This window comes from Phytohabitans houttuyneae, assembly GCF_011764425.1.
Classification (GTDB): domain Bacteria; phylum Actinomycetota; class Actinomycetes; order Mycobacteriales; family Micromonosporaceae; genus Phytohabitans; species Phytohabitans houttuyneae.
This window is the reverse complement of the sequence record NZ_BLPF01000002.1, coordinates 30,973-54,466: the sequence shown is the minus strand read 5'-3', so window position 1 is coordinate 54,466 and position 23,494 is coordinate 30,973. Positions and strand designations below refer to the sequence as shown.

General features: G+C 75.2%; 1 protein-coding gene and 2 pseudogenes. All 3 read right to left on the bottom strand.

Annotation, left to right across the window (positions count from 1 at the left end):
- A complete protein-coding gene (locus Phou_RS23930; RefSeq protein ID WP_173059049.1) occupies positions 1-11,478 on the bottom strand; it encodes a type I polyketide synthase in 11,478 nt (3,825 codons plus the stop codon).
- A gap of 20 nt (positions 11,479-11,498) precedes the next feature.
- Positions 11,499-19,586, bottom strand: a pseudogene (locus Phou_RS56070) (type I polyketide synthase); the annotation flags it as partial.
- A 32-nt stretch (positions 19,587-19,618) separates the two neighbouring features.
- Positions 19,619-23,350 (bottom strand): annotated as a pseudogene (locus Phou_RS56065) (type I polyketide synthase); the annotation flags it as partial.
- Positions 23,351-23,494 lie beyond the last annotated feature (144 nt).

The following is a 23,494-nucleotide window of genomic DNA, read 5'->3' as shown; positions in this document are numbered from 1 at the left end:
TCAGGACACGCCGAGTTCGTTTTCGATGAAGGTGAGGACCTGGTCCGCGCTCGCGTCGCGGAGCCGGTCAGCGGCCGACTCGGGCTCGCCGGGACGGGCCGCGGCCCGCATGCCGGACAGGATGGCCTCCAGCCGTTCGGCCAGCTCGGCGGCCTGCGCGGGGTCGGCGGCCGTGGCGGCGAGGCTCTCTTCGAGCAACGCCAGCTGCTCCAGTGGCCGCGCCGCCGGTGTCGCGGGGACCAGCCGCGTGTACAGGTGGTCGGCGAGGGTGGCGGCGGCGGGATAGTCGAAGACGACTGTGGCGGGCAGGCGCAGGCCGGTGGCGGTGCTGAGCCGGTTGCGCAGCTCGACGGCGGTCAGCGAGTCGAAGCCCAGCTCCTTGAAGCTCGCCTCGGGGGAGACGGCGCGCGGGTCGGTGTGGCCGAGGACGGTGGCGGCGTTGAGGCGTACCAGGTCCAGCAGCTCGCGCTCGCGCTGCTCGATGCTCATGGTGGCGAGCCGGCTGGTCCAGTCGACGGGCGCCGTCGCGGCGCCGGCGGCGACCATGCGGGAGGTGGGCGGGCGGCCGCCGCCCCGGCCGCGCAGCAGTGCCGGGGCGTCGGGTCCGGTGTTGGCGGCGACGTCGGCGGCGACGAGGTACCTGCCGCCGTGGGCGAGGGCGGCGTCGAGCAGCCGCAGGCCGTGTGCGGCGTCCATGGGACGGATGCCCGAGCGGGCCATGCGGGCCAGGTCGGCGTCGCTGAGGTCGGCTGTCATGCCGGAACGGGTGTCCCACAGCCCCCAGCCGATCGACACGGCGCCGGGGCGGCGGGCGATGAGGGCGTCGCAGTACGCGTTGGCGGCCGCGTACGCCGCCTGCCCGGGCGAGCCGATCAGACCGGCGATCGAGGAGAAGACGACGAACGCGCCGAGCCTTCTGCCTTCCGTGGCGGCCAGCAGGCTCGCCAACCCGACCGCCTTGGGGCCCCACACCCGCTCCAGCCGGTCCGGGGTCAGGGACGAGACGAGCCCGTCGTCCAACACCCCCGCGGCGTGGACCACGGCGGTGACCGAGCCGAGGCTGTCGAACAGGTCCCGGACCGCGACCGGGTCCGTCACGTCGAGGCGGGCGAACTCCACCCGGCCACCGGCCCGCGCCATCCGGTCGGCGAACTCGGCGGCACCCTCGCCGTCCGGGCCGGAGCGGGAGGCCAGCACCACCCGCGGCACGCCCCAGACCGTGACGGCGTGTTCGGCGACCAGGCGGCCGAGCACACCGCCGCCACCGGTCACCACCACCACGCCGCCCGGGTCCAGCGCCGGGGGTGGCGTCAGCACGACCTTTCCGATGTGCCGGGCCTGGGACACGAACCGCAGCGCCTCACGCGACCGGCTCAACGGCCACACCGACACCGGCAGGGACGTCAACCCACCGGACTCGAACAACTCCACCAGGCCAACCAGCATCCGGCCCATCAGGTCCGGACCGGCGTCCACCAGCAGGTCGAAGGCCCGGTAGTCAATCGCGTACTCGGCCGCCACCGTCTCGGTATCGCGCACGTCGGTCTTGCCCATCTCCAGGAAACGCCCGCCGTCGGCGACCAACCGCAACGACGCGTCTACCAGGTCACCGGAGAGGCAGTCCAGCACCACATCCACACCACGACCGCCTGTGACCCGCCGGAACTGGTCCTCGAACCCGGCGTCCCGCGACGAGGCCCGGTGCGCCTCGTCCACGCCCAGCTCCGCCAGCACCCCGTGCTTGGCCGGCGAGGCGGTCGCGAAGACCTCGGCGCCCAGCCGGCGCGCGATCTGGATCGCCGCCATCCCGACGCCGCCCGTGCCGGCGTGGACCAGTACCGACTCCCCCGCTCGTAGTTTGGCCAGCTCCACCAGCGCGTACCAGGCGGTCAGGAACACCACCGGGACCCCGGCCGCCTCCTCGAAGTCCCAACCCGACGGCATCGGCACCACCGTCCGCGCGTCGGCCACCACGACCGGAGCGAACGCGCCGCCGAAGACCCCGAAGATGCGATCGCCCACGGCCAGCTGCCCGGCGTCGGCTCCCACTTCCAGCACCACGCCAGCGCCCTCACCGCCCACGAGCGGTGCCGCCCCTGGGTACAACCCGAGACAGATCAGCGCGTCGCGGAAGTTCACCCCCGCGGCGCGCACCTCCACCCGCACCTCGCCGGCGCCCAGGGGGCGCCACATGTCCGGGCCGGGTACCGCCTGGACGGCCTCCACGGTGTGCGCGGCGCCGGCGTCCACGTGCCAGCCGGCCGTGCCGACGCCGAGTACGCCCGGGGTGGTGTCGGGGACGAGCCGCGCGGTGAAGACGATGTCGCCACGGACCGCGAGCTGGGTCTCGCCATCGGCGACCAGCTGCCAGACCGCGTCGGTCGGAAGGTCGTCGAGGTCGGGGGTGAGATCGAGCAGGGTGAAGCGGCCGGGATTTTCCAGCTGGGCGCTGCGGACCAGGCCCCAGACGGCGGCGGCGGCCGGGTCGGGTGCCGCCTCGTCGGGGGGCGCCACGCCGGGCGCGGTGGGTTGGGTGGTAGCGGGGGTGGAGACGGCGCCGCGGGTGGCGATGACGAGGGTGGTCGCGGTCAGGGCCGGCTCGGTCAGCCAGCGCTGGACGAGCGACAGCGCGTCAACGGCGAGCGCCAGGCCACCGGCGGTGGTACCGGTGAGGGCGGCGAGGGCGTACGGCGGCGCCGGGGTGCCGGCCTCGATCGCGGCGACGAGGGCGTCGAGGTCCGGATGGTCGGCGCCGAGCACCGCCCGTTCGACCCGGCGGGCGCCGGGCGTCGTGGCCACCGGCCGCCACTCCACTGTGTACAGTCCGGAGGCCGGGTCCGGCGCGACGGTGGAGACGGCGCGCGCGGCCAGTGAGTCGATCGTCAGCACCGGCGCCCCGCCGGGATCGGTGACCGTCACCCGTACCGTGTCGTCGCCCGTCGGGGTGAGCCGGACCCGGACGGCGCGTGCGCCTGAAGCCCACAGCGCGAGCCCGGTGAAGGCGAACGGCAGCCGCACCTCGGCGTCGTGCGGGTCACGGGTCAGCAGCAGCGGGTGCAGCGCGGCGTCGAGCAGGGCCGGGTGGATGCCGAACCCGGCCGGGTCGCCGGCCGCCTCGGGCAGCGCGACGTCGGCGACCAGGTCGGTCCCGTCCCGCCAGGCGGCGCGCAGGCCCTGGAAGGCGGGGCCGTAGCCGTAGCCGCCGGCGGCCGCCCGCTCGTAGAAGTCGTCAACGCCGATCGGTTCGGCACCGGCCGGTGGCCAGGCCCCGTCGGCTGAGGCGGGTGCCGGGCCGGCGGGAGCGAGGGTGCCTTCGGCGTGGCGTACCCAGCCGGTGGCGGGGCCGTCCGGGCGGGAGTAGATCCGGACGGTGCGCCGGCCGTCGTCACCGGGCGGGTCGACGGCCACCTGGACCTTCAGCGCTCCGGTCGCCGGTACGGCCAGCGGGGCGGTCAGCGTGAGCTCGTCGACGCGCGGGCAGCCGACCTCGTCGCCTGCGCGTACCGCCCACTCGGCGAGCGCCGCGCCGGGGACCAGCGCCGTGCCGTTCATCGTGTGGTCGCCCAGGGACTCGTCCCGCCCGCCGGGCAGGCGGCCGGTGAGCAGCAGCCCGCCGTCGGGCAGGAAGACGGCCGCCGGCAGGACCGGGTGGTCCACCGCGTCGAGGCCGGCCGCGCCCACGTCGCGGGGGCCGGGGGTGGCGGTCAGCCAGTACGACTCGCCCTGGAACGGATAGGTGGGCAGCGCGACCGCCGGCTGCGGTCCGGGAAACCAGCGGGCCCAGTCGACGGCGGTACCGGCCACGTAGAGCCGGGCCAGCGCCGTGGCCAGCCCTTCGGCCTCGCCGAGCGCGCCGGGCAGGGTCGCGGTCGTCACCGGCGCGTCGACCGACTGGGAGACCGCGGCGGCGAGCGTGGAGCCCGGGCCGACCTCGACCCACGAGGCCGGGCGCAGGGTGCGCTGGGCGTGCAGGACGCCGGGGTGGAACAGCACCGGCTGGCGGATGTGCGCGGTCCAGTAGCCGGCGTCGGTCGACTCGACGGGTTCGCCGGTGAGGTTGCTGATCAGCGGCAGGCGCGGTGCCTGGAAGTCGAGGTCGGCGATGGCTGCGCGGAAGTCGTCGAGGATCGGCTCCATCGCGGCGGAGTGGAATGCGTGGCTGACGGAGAGCTCGCGGGTCTTGCGGCCCGCGTCGCGCCAGCGGCTCACCTGCCGCGCGACCGCGTCGGCGGGGCCGGAGACGACGGTCGCGCCGGGGGTGTTCAGCGCCGCGATCGCCAGGCCGTCGAGGTCGCCGAGCTCGTCCGGGGTGGCGTGGATGGCGGCCATGGCGCCGCCGGCGGGCAGCGACCCCATCAGGGTGGCGCGGGCGGCGACGAGGCGGCTGGCGTCGGCGAGGCTGAGCACGCCGGCCACGTGCGCGGCGGCGACCTCGCCGATGGAGTGCCCGATGACGGCGTCCGGGGTGAGGCCGAGGTCGCCGAGCAGCCGGGCGAGCGCGACCTGGAGCGCGAACAGGCTGGTCTGCGCCCAGGTGGTGTGGTCGAGCATGGCCGGGCCGACCGAGCGCAGCGGCTGGGGCAGCAGCGGGTCGAGCAGCGCGCAGACCTCGTCGTAGGCGGCCGCGAAGACGGGGAACCGCTGGTACAGCTCCTGGCCCATCCCGGCGCGCTGGGCTCCCTGGCCGCTGAACATCCAGACGCTCGGCCCGCCCTGTCCGGGCTCGCCGTGCACGAGCCGCGGGTGCGGGTCGCCGGCGGCGAGCGCGGTCATCGCCTCCAGGCCGCCGAGCACGACCGCCCGGTGGGCGAAGGTCGCCCTGGTGGTGGCGAGCGCCCAGCCGACCGCGGCTTCGTCCGGCTCCTGGCCGTCGCGGCTGAGCGCGGCCAGATCGGCGGCCCGGGCGCGCAGGGCGGCGGGCGTCCGCGCCGACACGACCAGGGGCACGATGCCGTGGTACGGGGTGAACCGCTCCGGCGGTGTGTGCGGTGGTTCTTCGATGATGATGTGGGCGTTCGTGCCGGAGGCGCCGAAGGAGGAGATCCCGGCCCGGCGTGGAGTGGGCTCGGGCGGCCAGGGTCGAGCGCGGGTCAACAGCTGGACGTTGCCGGCTTCCCAGTCCACGTGCGGGCTCGGCGCGTCGACATGCAAAGTAACGGGCAGCTGCTGGTGCCGCATCGCCATGATCATCTTGATCAGACCGGCCGCGCCCGCCGCCGCCTGGGTGTGACCGATGTTCGACTTCACCGAACCCAACCACAACGGCCTGTCCGCCGGCCGGTCCTGCCCGTACGTCGCGATGATCGCCTGCGCCTCGATCGGATCGCCCAGCGTGGTGCCCGTCCCATGCGCCTCCACCACATCCACATCAGCGGCGGTGAGCCCGGCGTTGGCGAGGGCTCGCCGGATGACCCGCTGCTGCGACGGACCGTTCGGCGCCGTCAAGCCATTCGACGCGCCGTCCTGGTTGACCGCTGACCCGCGCACCACCGCCAGCACCCGGCGGCCATGGCGCCGCGCGTCCGACAGCCGCTCCAGCAACAACAGACCAACACCCTCACCCCAACCCGTGCCATCCGCGGCCGCCGCGAACGGCTTGCACCGCCCGTCCCGCGCCAAACCCCCCTGCCGCGAAAACTCGGTGAACACCTCCGGCGTGGCCATCACCGTCACCCCACCCGCCAGCGCCATCGAACACTCGCCCTGCCGCAACGCCTGCGCCGCCAGATGCACCGCCACCAAGGACGAGGAGCACGCGGTATCCACGCTCACCGCCGGCCCTTCAAGGCCGAACGCGTACGCCACCCGCCCCGACACCACACTCCCCGCGCTCGCCAGCAGCGAGTAGCCCTCCGTGCCACCACGACCGGCCACACCCGCCGCATAGTCGTGATACATCACCCCCGCGTAGACCCCCGTCGAGGAACCCCGCAACGAGCCCGGATCGACCCCCGCCCCCTCGAACAGCTCCCACGCCACCTCCAGCAACAACCGCTGCTGCGGGTCCGTCGCCAACGCCTCCCGCGGACTCATCCCGAAGAACCCGGCGTCGAACCTGTCCGCCTCGTGCAGGAACCCACCCTCACGCGCCACGCTCGGCGCGGCACCGGCACCGTCCCCTTCGAACAACGCCGCCAGATCCCAACCTCGACCCGACGGAAAGGCACCCACGGCGTCCCGGCCCGACGCCACCAAGCTCCACAGTTCTTCCGCCGAACTCACTCCACCCGGAAAACGGCACGCCACGCCGACCACGACAACGGGATCCCCAGCCGCCACGGACACCGACGGCCCCGAACCCATCGCCGGCGCCGGCTCCCCCATCAACTCCGCCAACAAGAACCGGGCCAGCACGGCGGGACTCGGATAGTCGAAGGCCACCGTTGACGGCAAGCGCAAACCCGTCAACGCCCCCAACCGGTTGCGCAACTCCACCGCCAACAACGAGTCGAAACCCAGGTCTCGGAAGCTCAGCCCACCACCCACCGACCCCACCGCGCCAAAACCCAACACCGCCGCCACGACACCGCGGACCACCTCGTCGACCACCCGCAACCGACCGGCCTCGTCCAAACCCGCGAGCCGCGCACGCAGCCCACCCCCGCCATCACCGGCAGCCGCGGTGCGGCGGCGGCGGCGGCCGAGCAGTCGGGCAAGGATCGGCGGGGCGGCGTCGGCTCCGGCCGGGTCGAGGTCGGCCGCTAGCAGCACCCCGCCGGGCCGGGTCGCCGCCTCGTCCAGCAGGGCCAGCCCGCGGCTGTCGTCCAGCCCGCGCAGCCCGAGCCCGGACAGGCGGGCCCGGTCGGCGTGGCCCATGCGCCCGGTCATGCCGGTGGCCCGCTCCCACAGCCCCCAGGCGATGGAGGTACCGGGCCGCCCGGCGGCTCGGCGGGCGGCGACCAGACCGTCCACATAGGCGTTCGCGGCGGCGTAGTTGGCCTGGCCCGGTGAGCCGAGGATGCCGGACGCGGAAGAGAACATCAGGAACAGCCGCAGCGGATGCCCGGCCGTGACCTCGTGCAGGACGGCCGCGGCGGCGGCTTTGGCCCGCCACGGGATGGCGAGCCGCTCCCGGTCCTGTGCGGTGAGCACCGCGTCGTCCAAGACGCCGGCGGCGTGGACGACGCCGGTCAGCGGCTGTTCCGGGTCGATGCTGGCGACGAGCGCCGCCATCGCGCCGGGGTCGGCGGCGTCGGCGGCCACGATCCGGGCGTGGGCGCCGAGCGCCGTGAGGTGTTCGGCCAGTTCGGTGGCGCCGGGCGCGTCCGGGCCGCGGCGGCTGACCAGCACCAGGTGCCGCACGCCCCAGGTGGTGGCGAGATGCTCGGCGACCTGGCCCCCGAGGGTGCCCGTACCGCCGGTGATGAGGACGGTGCCGTGCGGCTCAGGCGCGGAGGCGGGTGCGGCCGGCGCGGCGGCGCGGGCCAGGCGGGGGATGAGCAGCCGGTCGCCACGCAGCGCGGCCTGCGGCTCGGCGGAGGCCAGCAGCGCGGCGCCGGGCGGGGTGGCATCCGGCGTGTCGAGGTCGAGGATGAGGAGCCGGTCGGGGTGCTCGAGCTGGGCCGAGCGCACGAGTCCCCATACCGCCGCGGCGGCCGGGTCGACCGGTTCGCCGTCGGCGGTCGCGACCGCGCGGGTGGTCACCAGCAGCAAGCGACTGCCGTCCAATATGGACTCGCCGAGGAAGTCCTGGACGAGGCGCAGCGCCCGGTCGACCGCGACCATCGGGTCGGCCGTGCCGGACTCGACGTGGGCGACGACGAGTGCCGGGGCGGGCGCGCCGCCGGCAATCTGGCTGGTGAGCGCCGCCAGGTCGGGGTGGTCGCCGTGGCGCCCGACGGTGGTGTGCGTGGTGTCCGCGGTGCCGGAGTCGGCGCCGGGGTGGGGCAGCCAGTCCACGGTGTACAGTGCGCCGCGTGCCGGCCCGGCGGCGTGCAGGTGGTCCGTGCGGGCGGGCCGGAGGGCGAGCGATCCGACGGTGAGCACCGGCACGCCTTCGGGGTCGGTGACCGTGACGGCGAGCTCCTGCGTACCGGTCCGGGTCAGCCGTACGCGCACCGCCGTGGCGCCCGCGGCCGACAGCGACACGCCGCTCCAGGCGAAGGGCAGCCAGAGCTGGCCGTCCCCGGTGTCGAGGCTCAGCAGTGCCGGGTGCAGTACGGCGTCCAGCAGGGCGGGGTGTATCACGTAGCCGTCGACGGGGCCGGCCGCCTCGGGCAGGGTCACCTCGGCGACCAGGTCGGTGCCGTCCCACCAGGCGGCTCGCAGCCCGCGGAACGCCGGCCCGTAGCCGTAGCCGCCCGCGGCGAGCCGGTCGTAGAAGCCGTCCAGGTCGATCGGGCGGGCCCCGGCCGGTGGCCAGGCGGTGGCCGGCGTCGTGGCGGGCAGGCCCGCCTCGGGGGCCAGCGTGCCTTCGGCGTGGCAGACCCAGTCGGCGGTGGAGCCCTCCGGCTTGGACCAGACCCGCACGTCGCGGCGCTGCGTGGCGCCGGCCGGGCCGGCCACGACCTGCACGCGCAGCACGCCCGACGCCGGCAGGGCCAGCGGTACCCGCAGGGTCAGCTCCTCCAGCTCCGGGCAGCCGACCTCGTCGCCGGCGCGCAGCGCCCACTCGACCTGTGCCGCACCCGGCACGATCGGGGTGCCGCCGACCACGTGCTCGGCGAGCCAGCCGCCGGCCGCGGCGACGAGACCGGTGAGGACGAGGCCGCCGTCGGGCAGCCCCACCGGCTGGAAGCCGCCGGCCGGCGCCGTGACGCCGCCAGCGGTCGCGAGCCAGTAGCGCTGGTGTTGGAAGGGGTAGGTGGGCAGGTCGACGACGGTCGGGGTGGGGTCGCTGGGATACCAGTGCCGCCAGTCGATGGGGACACCGGCGGTGTACGCGTCGCCGGCAGCGCGGGTCAGCTGCCGCAGGTCGCCCTGGTCACGGCGGAGCGTGGGCACCACGGCCGCGTCGACGCCGGCCCGCTCGACGCTCTCGCCCACCGCGACGGCGAGCACCGGGTGCGGGCTCGCCTCGATGAAGACGCGGTGCCCCGCCGCGAGCAGGGCGTCGACCGCCTGCCCGAACCGGACGGGCTGGCGCAGGTTGGTGTACCAGTAGGCGCCGTCCAGCCCGCTGGTGTCGATCCGTCCGGCGGTCACCGATGAGTAGAACGCCACCGACGAGGTCGTGGGCGCCACGCCGGCCAGCTCGGCGGTGAGCTGGCCGTGGAGCTGTTCGACCTGGGGGCCGTGTGAGGCGTAGTCGACGTCGATGAGCCGGGCGCGCTGACCGGCGGCCTCGCAGGCCGCCACCACCGCCGCCACCTGCTCCGGCGGACCGGACACCACAGTGGACACCGGCCCGTTCACCGCCGCGACCGTAACGTCGGGGTTACCGTCCAACCACGACGGCACCTCACCGGCCGGCACGGCCAGGGACGCCATCGCCCCACTACCCGCGAGCGCCCGCAACGCCCGGCTCCGCAACGCCACCACCCGCGCCCCGTCATCCAGGGACAACGCACCGGCCACACACGCCGCCGCGATCTCCCCCTGCGAATGCCCCACCACCGCAGCCGGCGTCACCCCGTACGAACGCCACACCTCCGCCAAAGACACCATCACCGCCCACAACACCGGCTGCACCACGTCCACCCGATCCAGCCGCTCCCCACTACGCAACACCTCGACCAGCGACCAGTCCACATAGGAAGACAGCGCCCGCTCGCACTCGACCATCCGCGCCGCGAACACCGGCGACTGGTCCAGCAGCTCCACACCCATACCCAGCCACTGCGAACCCTGACCCGGAAACACCAGCACCGGACCGAGCTCGCCGGCCACCACCCGGCCAGGTGCGGCGAGGGAGTCGAGCCCAGCCAGCAGCTCTTCCCGGTCGGTGCCGACCACGACGGCGCGGTGTTCCAGGTGCGCCCGGGTGGTGGCCAGCGACCATCCGACCTGTACCGGATCGCGGTCGGCGGCCCAGCCGGCGAGCTGGGCGGCCCGGGCGTGCAACGCGGCCTCGTCCCGCCCCGACAGCACCCACGGCAGTACGGCGCTCTGCTCCGGCGCGGGCGTGGGCTCGGGGGTGGCCGCCACGGCTTCCTCGACCACGAGGTGTGCGTTGGTGCCGGAGATGCCGAAGGAGGAGACGGCGGCCCGGCGGGGGCGGTCGCCGCGAGGCCACGGGGTGGGCTCGGTGAGCAGCTGGATCGCGCCGGCGGACCAGTCGACGTGCCGGGACGGCTCCTGGAGGTGCAGGCTGGCGGGGAGGACGCCGTGCCGCATCGCCATCACCATCTTGATGACGCCGGCGACTCCGGCGGCGGCCTGGGTGTGTCCGATGTTCGACTTGACCGAGCCGAGCCACAGTGGACGGTCCGGGAGGCGTCCCTGCCCGTAGGTGGCCAGCAGCGCCTGCGCTTCGATCGGGTCGCCGAGGGTGGTTCCGGTGCCGTGTGCCTCCACCGCGTCCACGTCGGTCACGCCGAGGCCGGCGTTGTTGAGCGCCTGGCGGATGACGCGGCGCTGGGACGGGCCGTTGGGGGCGGTCAGGCCGTTGGAGGCACCGTCCTGGTTGACCGCCGACCCGCGCAGGACCGCGAGGATGCGCCGGCCGTTGCGCTGGGCGTCGGCGAGGCGTTCGAGGAGGACGAGGCCGACGCCTTCGGCGAAGGCGGTGCCGTCGGCGGCGTCGGAGAAGGGTTTGCAGCGGCCGTCCGGGGCCAGGCCGCGCTGGCGGGAAAACTCGGTGAACAGGTTCGGTGTGGTCATGACGGTGACGCCGCCGGCCACGGCGCGCGTGCACTCGCCTTGCCGCAGCGCTTGCATGGCCAGGTGGATGGCGACAAGTGAGGAGGAGCAGGCGGTGTCGATGGTGACCGCCGGGCCTTCCAGGCCGAGGGTGAACGCGACCCGGCCGGAGAGCACGCTCGGGGTGTTGCCGGTAAGCAGGTAGCCCTCGACACTGCGCTCGATGTGCGGGGTGCCGAAGCCGGGGAAGGCGGTGCCGACGTACACGCCGGTCTGGGTGCCTCTCAGGACGGCGGGGTCGATCCCGGCCCGCTCCAGCAGCTCCCAGGAGACCTCGAGCAGCAGCCGCTGCTGGGGGTCCATGGCCCGGGCCTCGCGGGGGCTGATGCCGAAGAACTCGGCGTCGAACAGGTCGGCGTCGTGCACGAAGCCGCCCTCGCGGGCGTAGCTCGTGCCGGCGCGGTCGGGGTCGTCGTCGAACAGGTCAGCCAGGTCCCAGCCACGGCCTTGTGGGAAGGCGCCGATGGCGTCGCGGCCGGTGGCCACGAGCTCCCACAGGTCTTCCGGTGACCGCACCTCGCCCGGGTACCGGCAGGCCATCCCGACGACGGCGACGGGCTCGAACTGGCGTGCTTGCGCCTCGTCGAGCCGTTGCCGGGTGTCCTGCAGGTCCGCGGTCACCCGCTTGAGGTAGGTGCGCAGCTTCTGCTCGGTTGACGCCTGTCCGTGGCTGGACATGGCCTTCGCCTCCCCCGTCACGAACGCAGTTGCCGGTCGATCAACTCGAACATCTCGTCGTCCGAGGCAGAGTCAAGTACGTCGATGCTGCTGCCGCCGGGCGACGCGGTGCCGCCGTCGAGGGCGGTGAGCAGCCCGGACAGGCGGCGGGTGAGCCGTCCACGGGCCTGCTCGTCGCCGGCGACCTCGACGAGCCGGGACTCCAGGCGGGCCAGTTCGTCCAGCAGCGGGCCGACCGGGTCGCGTTCGGCGGCGGGGACGGCCTCGGGGCTCAGCTGCTGGCGCAGGTGGTGTGCGAGGGTGGCGGCGGCGGGGTAGTCGAAGACGAGGGTGGCGGGCAGGCGCAGGCCGGTGGCGGTGCTGAGCCGGTTGCGCAGTTCGACGGCGGTCAGCGAGTCGAAGCCCAGCTCCTTGAAGCTCGCCTCGGCGGGCAGCGCGGCGGTGCCGTTGTGGCCGAGGACGGTGGCCGCGTGCTGCCGGACGAGTCCGAGCAGCAGCCCGGTCTGTTCGTCGGCGGTCATCCCGCGCAGCCGCCCGCTGAGGTCGGCGCCGTCCTGCGCGGTCGCGGCGACCCGGCGGGGCGCGCCGGTGCGGGCGGCGAGCGCGCGCAGGGGGCGGGGCAGCGTCTCGGCAGGCTGGGAGGCGGTGTCCAGTTCGGCGGCGACGAGGTAATGGCCGCCGTGGGCGAGGGCGGCGTCCAGCAGTCGCAGGCCGTGCGCGGCCTCCATGGGGCGGATGCCGAGGCGGGCCATGCGGGCGATGTCGGCTTGTCGCATCTGGCTGGTCATGCCGGAGGCGGCCCCCCACAGGCCCCAGCCGACGGAGACCGCCGTGCCGCCGCGTGCCCGGTACCGGGCGATGAGGGCGTCGCAGTAGGCGTTGGCGGCCGCGTACCCGGCCTGCCCGGGCGAACCGATCAGGCCGGCGATGGAGGAGAAAACCACCACCGCGCCCAGGCGGGTGCCCTCGGTCGCGGCAAGCAGGTTTGCCAACCCGGCCGCTTTCGGCTCCCACACCCGCTCGAGCCGGTCGGGGGTCAGCGACGACACGAGCCCGTCGTCCAGGACTCCGGCGGCGTGAACCACCGCGGTCACCGCACCCACGCTGTCGAACAACTCGCGCACCGCGACCGGGTCGGTCACGTCCAGGCGGACGAACTCCACCTGGCCGCCGGCCTGGGCCATGCGGTCCACGAACTCGGCGGCACCGTCGCCGTCCGGACCGGATCGGGAGGCCAGCACCACGCGGGAGACCCCCCACATCCCGATGACATGCTCCGCCACCAGGCGGCCCAGCACACCGCCGCCGCCGGTGACCACCACCGTCCCGCCGGGATCCACAGCCGGTGGCGGCACCAGCACCACCTTGCCGACGTGGCGGGCCTGGGACACGAAGCGCAACGCCTCGCGTGCCCGGCCGAGCGGCCACACCGAGACCGGCAGCGGGCTCAAGGCGCCGGACTCGAACAACGCGACAAGCTCGGACAGCATCCGGCCGACCGACTCCGGTCCCGCGTCCACCACCAGATCAAACGCCCGGTAGTCGACCCCGAAGGTCTCCGCGACCGCCTCGCGATCACGTATGTCGGTCTTTCCCATCTCCAGGAAGCGTCCGCCCTCCGCGACCAACCGCAGCGAAGCGTCGACCAGCTCACCGGAGAGGCAGTCCAGCACCACGTCGACACCGCGGCCACCGGTCGCCGCGCGAAACGACGACTCGAAAGCGCCGTCCCGCGACGACGCGCGGTGCGACTCGTCCACACCCAGCTCCGCCAGCACCCCGTGCTTCGCGGGCGAGGCCGTGGCAAACACTTCCGCGCCCAGAAGTCGCGCCACCTGGATCGCGGCCATGCCGACGCCGCCCGTGCCGGCGTGGACCAGGACGGACTCGCCCGCGCGAAGACCGCCAAGCTCCACCAGCCCGTACCACGCGGTCAGGAACACCACCGGAACCGCCGCCGCCTCCGCGAAACCCCAGTGCGCCGGCATCCGCACGACCATCCGCGCGTCGGCCACCACCACCGGAGCGAACGCGCCGCCGAAGACCCCGAAGACGCGGTCGCCTACGGCCAGATGGCCGACCTCGGGTCCCACCTCCAGCACCACGCCAGCACCCTCAGCGCCCACCAGCGGCGCCACTCCCGGGTACAACCCCAGGGAAATCAGGGCGTCGCGGAAGTTGACCCCGGCCGCACGCACCTCGATCCGCACCTCGCCCGTGGCCAGGGGAGCGGACAGGTGTGGACGCTGCACCGCGCCAACGCCCTCGATCGTCAGTGCGGCACCGGCCTCCAACCGCCAGTCCCGCACGCCGGCGGTACGCGTGCCGGTGGCCGCCAGGCGCGGTGTGAGCAGCTGGCCGGCGCGGAGGGCCACCTGCGGCTCGTCCGCGTCCAGCGCCACCCTGACCGCGGCGGCGAGCCCGGTGCCGGTGGGATCGGTGTCCACCAGGGCAAAGCGGTCGGGGTTTTCCGTCTGGGCACTGCGCACCAGGCCCCACACGCCGGCCACGGTCAGGTCCACTGTGTCCAGTGCGGTGTCCGGATCGGGCACGGGCTCCGGTGCGGTGGCCTGCACCGCCTGCCGGGTGACGAGCACCAGCCGGGACTCCGCGAACTCCGGTGTGGACAGCCACTGCCGCATCAGCCCCAGCACCCCGGCGGTGACCGCGAGCCCGGCCGCTTCGACGTCGCCACCGGCCTCCACGCCGCCACCTCGCACGGCGATGACCACGGCGCGTGGGGCGAGGGCTCCGTCGGCCACGGCGGCGGCGAGGGCGGCCAGGTCCGGGTGGGCCGCCGGTCCAAGCTCGGGCAATCCCGGGCCGGTGCCGACGACCACCCAGTCAGCGGCGGCCGGCTGCGCGTCGAGGGTGGCCAGCGGTTGCCAGCAGACCTCGTACAGGCCGTCGACGCCCGGTGCGGTGGCGCTGGGCGCGTGCAGCTGGTCGGTGGTGGCGCGGCGCAGGGTCAGCGACTCGACGGCGAGCACCGGCTCACCGGCCGAGTCCATGATGGACACCTGGAGGGCGTGTGAGTCGTCGACGCTGAGGCGTACCCGTACCGCCGTGGCGTCGGTCGCCCACAACGTCACGCCGGTGAACGCGAACGGGAGCCAGGTTTCGCCAGCGTCCACTCCCCCGGCGAGGCCAGTGAGCAGCGCCGGGTGCAGCGCGGCGTCGAGCAGCGCCGGGTGGATGCCGTAGCCGCTCGGGTCGCCGGCCGCCTCCGGCAAGGACACCTCGGCCAGGACGTCGTCGCCGTCGCGCCAGACCGCGCTCACGCCCTGGAACGCCGGTCCGTAGCCGTAGCCGGCGCCGGCCGCCCGCTCGTAGAAGCCGTCCAGGCCGACCGGCTCGGCGCCGGCCGGTGGCCAGGCGCCGCCGGCGGGGCCGGGTGCCGGGCCGGCGGGGGCGAGAGTGCCCTCGGCGTGGCAGACCCAGGCGGCGTCCGCGTCGGCGCGCGAGTGCACGGTCACCGGACGGAGCCCGGCGTCATCCGGCGCACCGACCGCGACCTGGACCCGTACCTCACCCTCGCTGGTGGCGCGAAGCGGCGCGAGCAGGGTCAGCTCCTCCACGCGCGGGGTGCCGACCTGGTCGCCGGCGCGCACGGCCCACTCGGCGAGCGCGACGCCGGGCACCAGCACCACCCCGCCGGCGGCGTGGTCGGCCAGCCATCCGCGGCTGCCCCGATCGGCGGTGGCACCGGGGTGCGCGTCGCTGCCGCCACGTTCGCCGGTACCACCGGTTCCGCGGGGCACGGCGGGGAGGCGGCCGGTCAGCAGCGCCCCGCCGTCCGGCAGGGTGACCGCGGCGGCGAGGATCGGGTGGCCGGTGCTCTGCAGGCCGGCGGCGGTGACGTCGCCGGTACCGGTGTGCGGCTGAAGCCAGAAGTGCTCCCGCTGGAACGCGTACGTGGGCAGCTCGACCGCGCGCGGCCGGGGACCGCCGGCGAACCAGGCGCGCCAGTCGACCGGTACGCCGGCGGTGAACGCCTGCCCCAGGGCGTGGGCGAGCTGCGCGCGACCGCCGCTCTCGCGCCGCAGCGTCGGCACGCTCACCCCCGGCACTCCGGCGGCCTCGCAGCCGGCGAGGGCCGCGACCGACAGGACCGGGTGCGGGCTCGCCTCGATGAAGACCCGGTGACCGGCGGCGACCAGCGCGGCCATGGTGTCGGCGAACCGGACCTTCTGCCGCAGGTTGTCGAACCAGTAGGCGGCGTCCAGCGCAGTGCCGTCGAGGCGGGCGGCGGTGACAGTGGAGTAGAACGGCACGTCGGGCGTTCCGGGCTCCACGGTGGACAGCTCCGCGCGCAGCTCCTCGGCGATCTTGTCGACCTCGGCGGAGTGTGCGGAGAAGTCGACGCCGGGGATGCGCCAGCGCCACGCGCCACGCTTGGCGAGTGCGCGTTCGAACTCGAGCAGTGCCGCACCCTCGCCGGAGACCGCGACGTCGCGGGGCCGTTGACCGCGGCGACGGCGAGCCGGCCGGCCCAGGGGGCGAGCAGCTCGGCGACCTCCTCCTCGGGCAGGACCAGCGAGAGCATGCCGCCACGACCGGCCAGGGTGGCGAGTCGCCGGCTGCGCAGCGCCACCACCTTCGCCCCGTCCGCCAGCGACAGCGCCCCGGCCACGCAGGCGGCGGCGATCTCGCCCTGCGAGTGCCCGACGACAGCGGCCGGGGTGACCCCGTACGAGCGCCACACCTCGGCGAGCGAGACCATCACCGCCCACAGGACCGGCTGTACCACGTCCACCCGGGACAGTGGCGGAGCCTCCTCGGCCGCGTGCAGCACGCTGGTCAGTGACCAGTCGAGGTACGGCGCGAGGGCCTGTTCGCACTCGGCGATGCGGGCGGCGAACACGGCGTTGGTGTCCAGCAGCTCCACGGCCATCCCGGCCCACTGCGAGCCCTGCCCGGGGAAGACCATCACTGGGCCGGGACCGCCGGGTGGGGTACCGGTGACGGCCAGCTCGGTCAACGCGGCGACGAGCTCGTCCCGGTCGGCGCCCACCACCGCGGCGCGGTGCTCGAAGGCCGCCCTGGTGGTGGCCAGCGACCACGCCACGTCGACCGGGGCGAGCCGCGGGTGTGCGGTCAGGTGAGCGGCCAGAGCATCGGCCTGCCCGCGCAGCGCCCGCGGGTCGCGGGCGGACAGCAGCAGCGGTACCGGGGTGGACGGCCGTTCAGCGGCGGGCGGAAGCTCCACCGGCGGCTCTTCGAGGATCACGTGCGCGTTGGTGCCGCTGACCCCGAACGAGGAGACACCGGCCCGGCGCGGGCGCCCGCCGGCCTGCCACGGCACCGGTTCGGACAGCAGGCGTACGCCGCCGGTGGACCAGTCCACGTACGGGGTCGGCTCGTCCACGTGCAGGGTGGCGGGCAGCTCGCCGTGGCGCATCGCCATGATCATCTTGATCACACCGGCGACACCTGCGGCGGCCTGGGTGTGGCCGATGTTCGACTTGACCGAGCCGAGCCACAGTGGACGGTCGTCCGGGCGGTCCTGCCCGTACGTGGCGATGACGGCCTCCGCCTCGATCGGGTCGCCCAGCTTGGTACCGGTGCCGTGCGCCTCGACGGCGTCCACGTCGGCGGGCTCGAGCCCGCCGCTGGCGAGTGCGGCGCGGATCACCCGCTGTTGAGAAGGGCCGTTGGGAGCGGTCAGGCCGTTGGACGCGCCGTCCTGGTTCACCGCCGAGCCGCGCAGCAGCGCCAGCACCGGGTGCCCGTTGCGGCGGGCGTCGGAGAGGCGCTCCAGCACGAGCAGGCCGACCCCCTCGCCCCAGCCGGTGCCGTCCGCGCCGGCCGCGAAGGACCGGCACCGCCCGTCGGCGGAGATCGCCCGTTGCCGGGAGAACTCGACGAAGGTGGTGGGTGTCGCCATCACGGTGACTCCGCCGGCGAGGGCGAGCGTGCACTCGCCCTGTCGTAGCGACTGGGCGGCCAGGTGCATGGCGACGAGCGACGAGGAACAGGCGGTGTCCACAGTGACCGCCGGACCTTCCAGACCGTACGTGTACGCGACCCGGCCGGAGGCGACGCTGCTGGTGTTGCCGATCAGAACGTGGCCCTCGTAGCCCTCCAGCGGCTGGCCGATCAGGCGGCCGCCGTAGTCGTCGTACATCACGCCGGTGAAGACCGCGGCGCGGCTGCCGCGTACCGTCGCCGGGTCGATGCCGGCCGACTCGAACGCCTGCCACGCCGTCTCCAGCAGCAGCCGCTGCTGCGGGTCCATCGCCATCACCTCGCGCGGGCTGATGCCGAAGAAGCCGGCGTCGAAGCGCGCCGCGTCGTAGAGGAAGCCGCCGTGGCGGGTGTAGCTCGTACCCGGCCGGTCCGGGTCCGGATCGTAGAGGCGGGCCACGTCCCAGCCGCGGTCGGCGGGAAACTCGCCGATCGCGTCGACCCGGTCGGCGACCACCCGCCACAGCTCCTCCGGTGAGGCGGCGCCGCCCGGATACCGGCAGGCCATGCCGACGATCGCGATCGGGTCATCGGCGGCCGCCGGTGCCGGCGCCGGCGGGTCGCCGGCCGGGTCGCGCAGTTCGCCGCGCAGGTGCCGGGCCAGCGCGTCCGGCGTCGGGTGGTCGAAGATGACGCCGGCCGGCAGCTCGGTGCCGAGCGCGGCGTTGAGGCGGTTGCGCAGGTCCAGTGAGGTCAGCGAGTCGAAGCCGAGCTCCTTGAACGCGCGGCTGAGGTCGAGCGCGGCCGGGTCGGGGTGCGCCAGGACGGTGGCCACCTGCGCGCGTACCAGATCCTCGATGCCCGCGGCGGGCACCGCCGTGACCGGGGTGAGCGGCGCGGCGGCCGGGCGTACGGCGGGCACCAGCGCGCGCAGCACGGGTGGTGGCGGCACGGCGGTCGCCTGCCGGTGCAGCGCGGCGGTGTCGAAGTGGGCGGCGGTCAGCACCGGGGCGCCGTCGGCCAGCGCGGCGTCGAGCAGGGCGAGCGCGCGGTCGGTCCGCAGCGCGGCGATGCCGCCCCGGGCCATGCGTGCCAGGTCGGCGGCGCCGAGTCCGCTGATCATGCCGCCCTCGGCCGCCCACAGACCCCAGCCGATCGCGGTACCGGGTGCGCCGGCCGCGCGGCGGTGCGCGGCGAGGGCGTCGAGAAACGCGTTCGCCGCGGCGTAGTTGGCCTGCCCGCCGTTGCCGACCACGGCGGTGACGGAGGAGAACAGCACGAACGCGCGCAGCGGGTGGTCCCGGGTCAGCTCGTGCAGATGCCAGGCGCCGTCGGCCTTGGCGGCGAGCACGCCGGTGAGCTGCGCGTCGGTGAGGTCGGTGACGAGGCCGTCGTCGAGTACGCCGGCCGCGTGCACCACGGCGGTCAGCGGGTGTTCCGGGGGGATGCCGGCCAGCAGCGCGGCGAGCGCGTCGCGATCGGCGACGTCGCAGCGCGCCACCCGTACCCGGGCGGGCAGGTCGGCCAGCTCGGCCAGGTCGCCCGCGTCCGCGCCGCGCCGGCTCGCCAGCAGCACGTGCCGCACTCCGTACTTGGCGACCAGGTGCCGCGCCACGAGCCGTCCGAGCGTGCCCGTGCCGCCGGTGATCAGGACCGTGCCGTCCGCGTCCAGGGCCGGCGGAGGGCCACCGGCCGGGGCGGCGGGTGACAGCCGGGGTACACGGACCGTGCCGGCGCGGATCGCGAGCTGCTCCTCGCCGGTCGCCAGCGCGGCGGCCAGGGCAGCGGGCGATGACGGATCGCCGTCCAGGTCGAGCAGGATCAGCCGGCCGGGCTGCTCCGCCTGCGCCGCCCGGACCAGTCCCCACAGCGGGGCGGTGACAAGGTCGGGTGCCGGGTCGTCGGGTCCGGTCGTGACGGCGTGCCGGGTGACGACGACGAGCCGGGCGCCGGCGAGCTCCGGGTCGGTGAGCCAGTCCCGTACCAGCGTGAGGGTGGCCGCGGCGGCGGCGTGCACCGCGGGCAGCGATGGACGGTCCGCCGTGCCGGGCACGGGCGCGAGGACGGTGTCCGGAATGGACGGTGCCGCGCGCAGCCCGGCCATTGTGGCGTAGCGCTCGCCGGGGAGGTCGGGAAAGTGCGCACCGAGCACCGCCCACGGGCCGGCCTCCGGCGGCGCGCCGGTGGTCGGCGACGGCCAGTCGAGTGTGTACAGCCGGCCGCCGGCGCGGCCACCGGCGGCGTGCAGCTGCTCGGCCGAGGCCGGACGAAGGGTGAGCGCCTCGATCGTCCCGACCGGCGTGCCGCTGCCGTCGGTGAGGGCGAGGCTGACCGTGTCGGTGCCGGCCGGCGTGATCCGTACGCGCAGGTGAGCGGCGCCGGCAGCGCGTAGCCGGACCCCCGTGAAGGAGAACGGCAGCAGCACGGGCCGGTCACCGCGCACCAGGTCGACGACCGCGTGCAGGACGCTGTCCAGCAGCGCGGGATGCAGGGTGAAGCCATGAGCCCCGCCGGAAGGGAGCGCCACCTCGGCGAATGCCTCATCCCCCAGCCGCCACGCCGCGCTCAACCCGCGGAACGCGGGTCCGTACTCGTACCCGTCGGCGGCAAGGTCGGCATAGAGCCGAGGTACGTCGAGCGCGACGGCACCCGGCGGAGGCCACTCCACTGTGGATGGTGTGGCGGCGGGCGCGGCCGTGCCGGTGGTCAGGGTGCCCGTGGCGTGACTTGTCCAGCTGTCGGCACCGTCCGGTCGGGAGTAGACGGTGACGCCGCGGCGACCGTCCGGATCCGGGGCGGCGACGACGACCTGTACCCGCACCGCGCCGGTGGCGGGCAGCAGCAGCGGGGCGCGCAGGACCAGCTCGGCGACCTCGGGGAGGTCCGCCCGGGCGCCGGCGAGCAGGGCGAGGTCGAGCAGGGCGGTGCCGGGCACCGGTACCTCGCCGAGGATGGTGTGGTCCGCCAGCCACGGCTGGGCCTGCCGGGAGAGCCGGCCGCTGAGCAGCAGACCGCCGCCGGCCTCGGCGACCTCCGCGCCGAGCAGGGGGTGCCCGGTGGTCCGGAGGTCGGCCGCGCGCGCCTGTGCGGTGTCGGCGGGCGCCGGCAGCCAGTAGGAGCGGTGCTGGAACGGGTACGTGGGCAGGTCGATCGCGCGGCCCGCGGGCGGGGTGAGGGTGAGCGCGGCACCGTCGACGTGCAGGCGGGCGAGGGCGGCCAGCACCGAGTGCGGTTCGGGGCGGCCGGCGCGCAGCGCGGTGGCGAGGGTCGCCGCCCGGTCGCCGAGCAGGTCCTGCACCATCGTGGTGAGCACGGCGTCCGGTCCGAGCTCCAGAAAGCGGGTGACGCCGGCCTCGTGCAGTGCCCGTACGCCGTCGGCGAAGCGCACGGTCTCCCGGGCGTGGCGCACCCAGTACGCCGGGTCGCACAGGGTGGTGGCGTCGGCGACCCGGCCGGTGACGTTGGAGACGATCGGGATGCGTGGCGGGGCGTAGTCGAGGGTCGCGGCGACGCGGTGGAACTCGTCCAGCATCGGGGCGAGCCGCGGCGAGTGGAACGCGTGGCTGACCCGCAGCCGCTTGACCCGGTGACCGGCGCCGCTCAGAGTCGCGGCGAGCCGGTCGATCGCGTCCTCGTCACCGGAGGCGACCACCGCGGCGGGGCCGTTCACCGCGGCCAGTGCCACCCGTTCGACGTCCAGCAGCGGCAGCACCTCGTCCTCGGTGGCGGCGACGGCGAGCATCGCGCCGCCGGGCGGCAGCGCCTGCATGAGCCGGCCGCGGGCGGCGACCAGTGTGCACGCGGCGGGCAGGTCGAGCACGCCGGCCACGTGCGCGGCGACGATCTCGCCGATCGAGTGGCCGGACAGGTGGTCGGGGGTGAGTCCGTACGACTCGACCAGCCGGTAGAGCGCGACCTCGACCGCGAACAGGGCCGCCTGGGTGTAGGCGGTCTCGTCCAGCGGGCCGCCGTCGAAGACGACCTCCCGCAGCGGGTACTCCAGTGCGCCGTCGAAGTGCGCGCAGACCTCGTCGAACGCGGTGGCGTAGGCGGGGTGGGCGCGGTACAGCTCGGCGCCCATGCCGGGGCGCTGGCTGCCCTGCCCGGTGAAGAGCACCGCCGTGCGGCCGGCGCGGGCCGGAGCGGTGCCGGCGACCACGCTGGGGTGCGCGGTGCCGGCGGCCAGCATCGCCAGGGCGTCGAGCAGTTCGGCGCGGTCGGAGCCGAGCAGCACGGCGCGGTACTCGAAGGGGGTGCGGGTGTGCGCCAGCGAGTAGGCGACGTCCAGCGGGTCCGCGTCGGGTGTCGCGGCGAGCGCCTTGGCCAGCGCACCCGCTTGGGCGCGCAGCGCGGCCGGCTCGCGGGCGCTCAGCTGCCAGGTGATCGGTCCGGCGGGCGCCGGCGCGGCGGCCGGCGGGGACGGCTCGGCCGGCGGCTGCTCGACGATGACGTGCGCGTTGGTGCCGGAGATGCCGAACGAGGAGACGGCTGCCCGGCGCGGCCGGTCCTCCCGCGCCCAGCGGACCGGTTCGGCGACCAGCGTGACCGCGCCGGCCGACCAGTCCACGTGCGGCGACGGCCGGTCCACGTGCAGGGTGGCTGGTACCACGCCGTGCCGCATGGCCATGACCATCTTGATGACACCGGCGACGCCGGCGGCGGCCTGGGTGTGACCGATGTTCGACTTGACCGAGCCGAGCCACAGTGGACGGTCGGCGGGACGCCCCTGCCCGTACGTGGCGATGATCGCCTGGGCTTCGATCGGGTCGCCGAGCGTGGTGCCGGTGCCGTGCGCCTCCACCACGTCGACGTCGGCCGGGGCGAGCCGCGCGTTGGCCAGCGCCTGCCGGATGACGCGCTGCTGCGAGGGGCCGTTCGGGGCGGTCAGACCGTTGGAGGCGCCGTCGGAGTTGACCGCCGAGCCGCGCAGCACGGCGAGCACCCGATGGCCGTTGCGGCGGGCGTCGGCGAGCCGCTCCAGCAGGACCAGGCCGACCCCCTCGCTCCAGCCGGTGCCGTCGGCGGCCGCGGCGAACGGCTTGCACCGGCCGTCCGGCGCCAGGCCCCGCTGCCGGGAGAACTCGACGAACATGCCGGGGCTGGACATCACGGTGACGCCGCCGGCCAGCGCGAGCTCGCACTCGCCCTGCGCCAGCGCTCGCGCCGCCAGGTGGATCGCCACCAGTGAGGAGGAACAGGCGGTGTCGACGGTGACCGCGGGCCCCTCCAGGCCGAGCGCGTACGCCACCCGGCCGGACGCGACGCTGGTGGTGTTTCCGGTGAGCAGGTGTCCCTCGAAGCCGTCGGGGGCCTCGTGCAGGCGGGGGCCGTAGTCCTGCGGCATCACGCCGACGAACACGCCGGTGCGGCTGCCCTTGAGCGCCGGGGCGGGCAGCCCGGCCCGTTCGAACGCCTCCCACGCCGTCTCCAGCAGCAGCCGCTGCTGCGGGTCCATGGCGGTCGCCTCGCGCGGGCTGATCTCGAAGAAGCCGGCGTCGAACCGCGCCGCCGCGTGGAGGAAGCCGCCCTGGTCGGCGTAGCTGTGCCCGGTCCGCTCCGGGTCCGGGTCGTGCAGGCCGTCGAGATCCCAGCCGCGGTCGGTGGGAAACGGGCCGATCGCGTCGACGCCGTCGGCGACGAGCCGCCACAGCGCCTCGGGCGAGTCCACGCCGCCGGGGTACCGGCAGCTCATGGCGACCACGGCGATCGGCTCGTCGAGCGCGGCCACGGCCGGGGCGGCGCCGGTGCGCCCGGCGGCACCGCGCAGGTACGCCGCGACCGCCTCCGGGGTCGGGTGGTCGAAGGTGAGCGTGGCCGGCAGCGCCTGACCGGTCGCGTCGGTGAGCCGCTCGGCGAGTTCGGTCGCGGCCAGGGAGTCGAAGCCGAGCTGCTTGAAGGTCAGCCCGGTGTCGATCGTCGCCGGCGTGACGTGCCCCAGGACCAGGGCGACCGCGGTGCGTACCAGCTCGAGCAGGTCGCCGCCGGCCGTGGAGGCCGGTACCGCGGGTGCGGCCGGCGTGGCCGCCGGTTCGACCGGGCTTGGCGCCGCCGGGCCGACCGGGGTGCCGGGCCAGAAGCGTTCGCGCTGGAACGGGTAGGTGGGCAGCGA

Bases quoted from the DNA above. Each gene is read 5' to 3' on its own strand.
- Phou_RS23930 (WP_173059049.1), bottom strand. From the start codon at position 11,478: ATGTCCAGCCACGGACAGGCGTCAACCGAGCAGAAGCTGCGCACCTAC.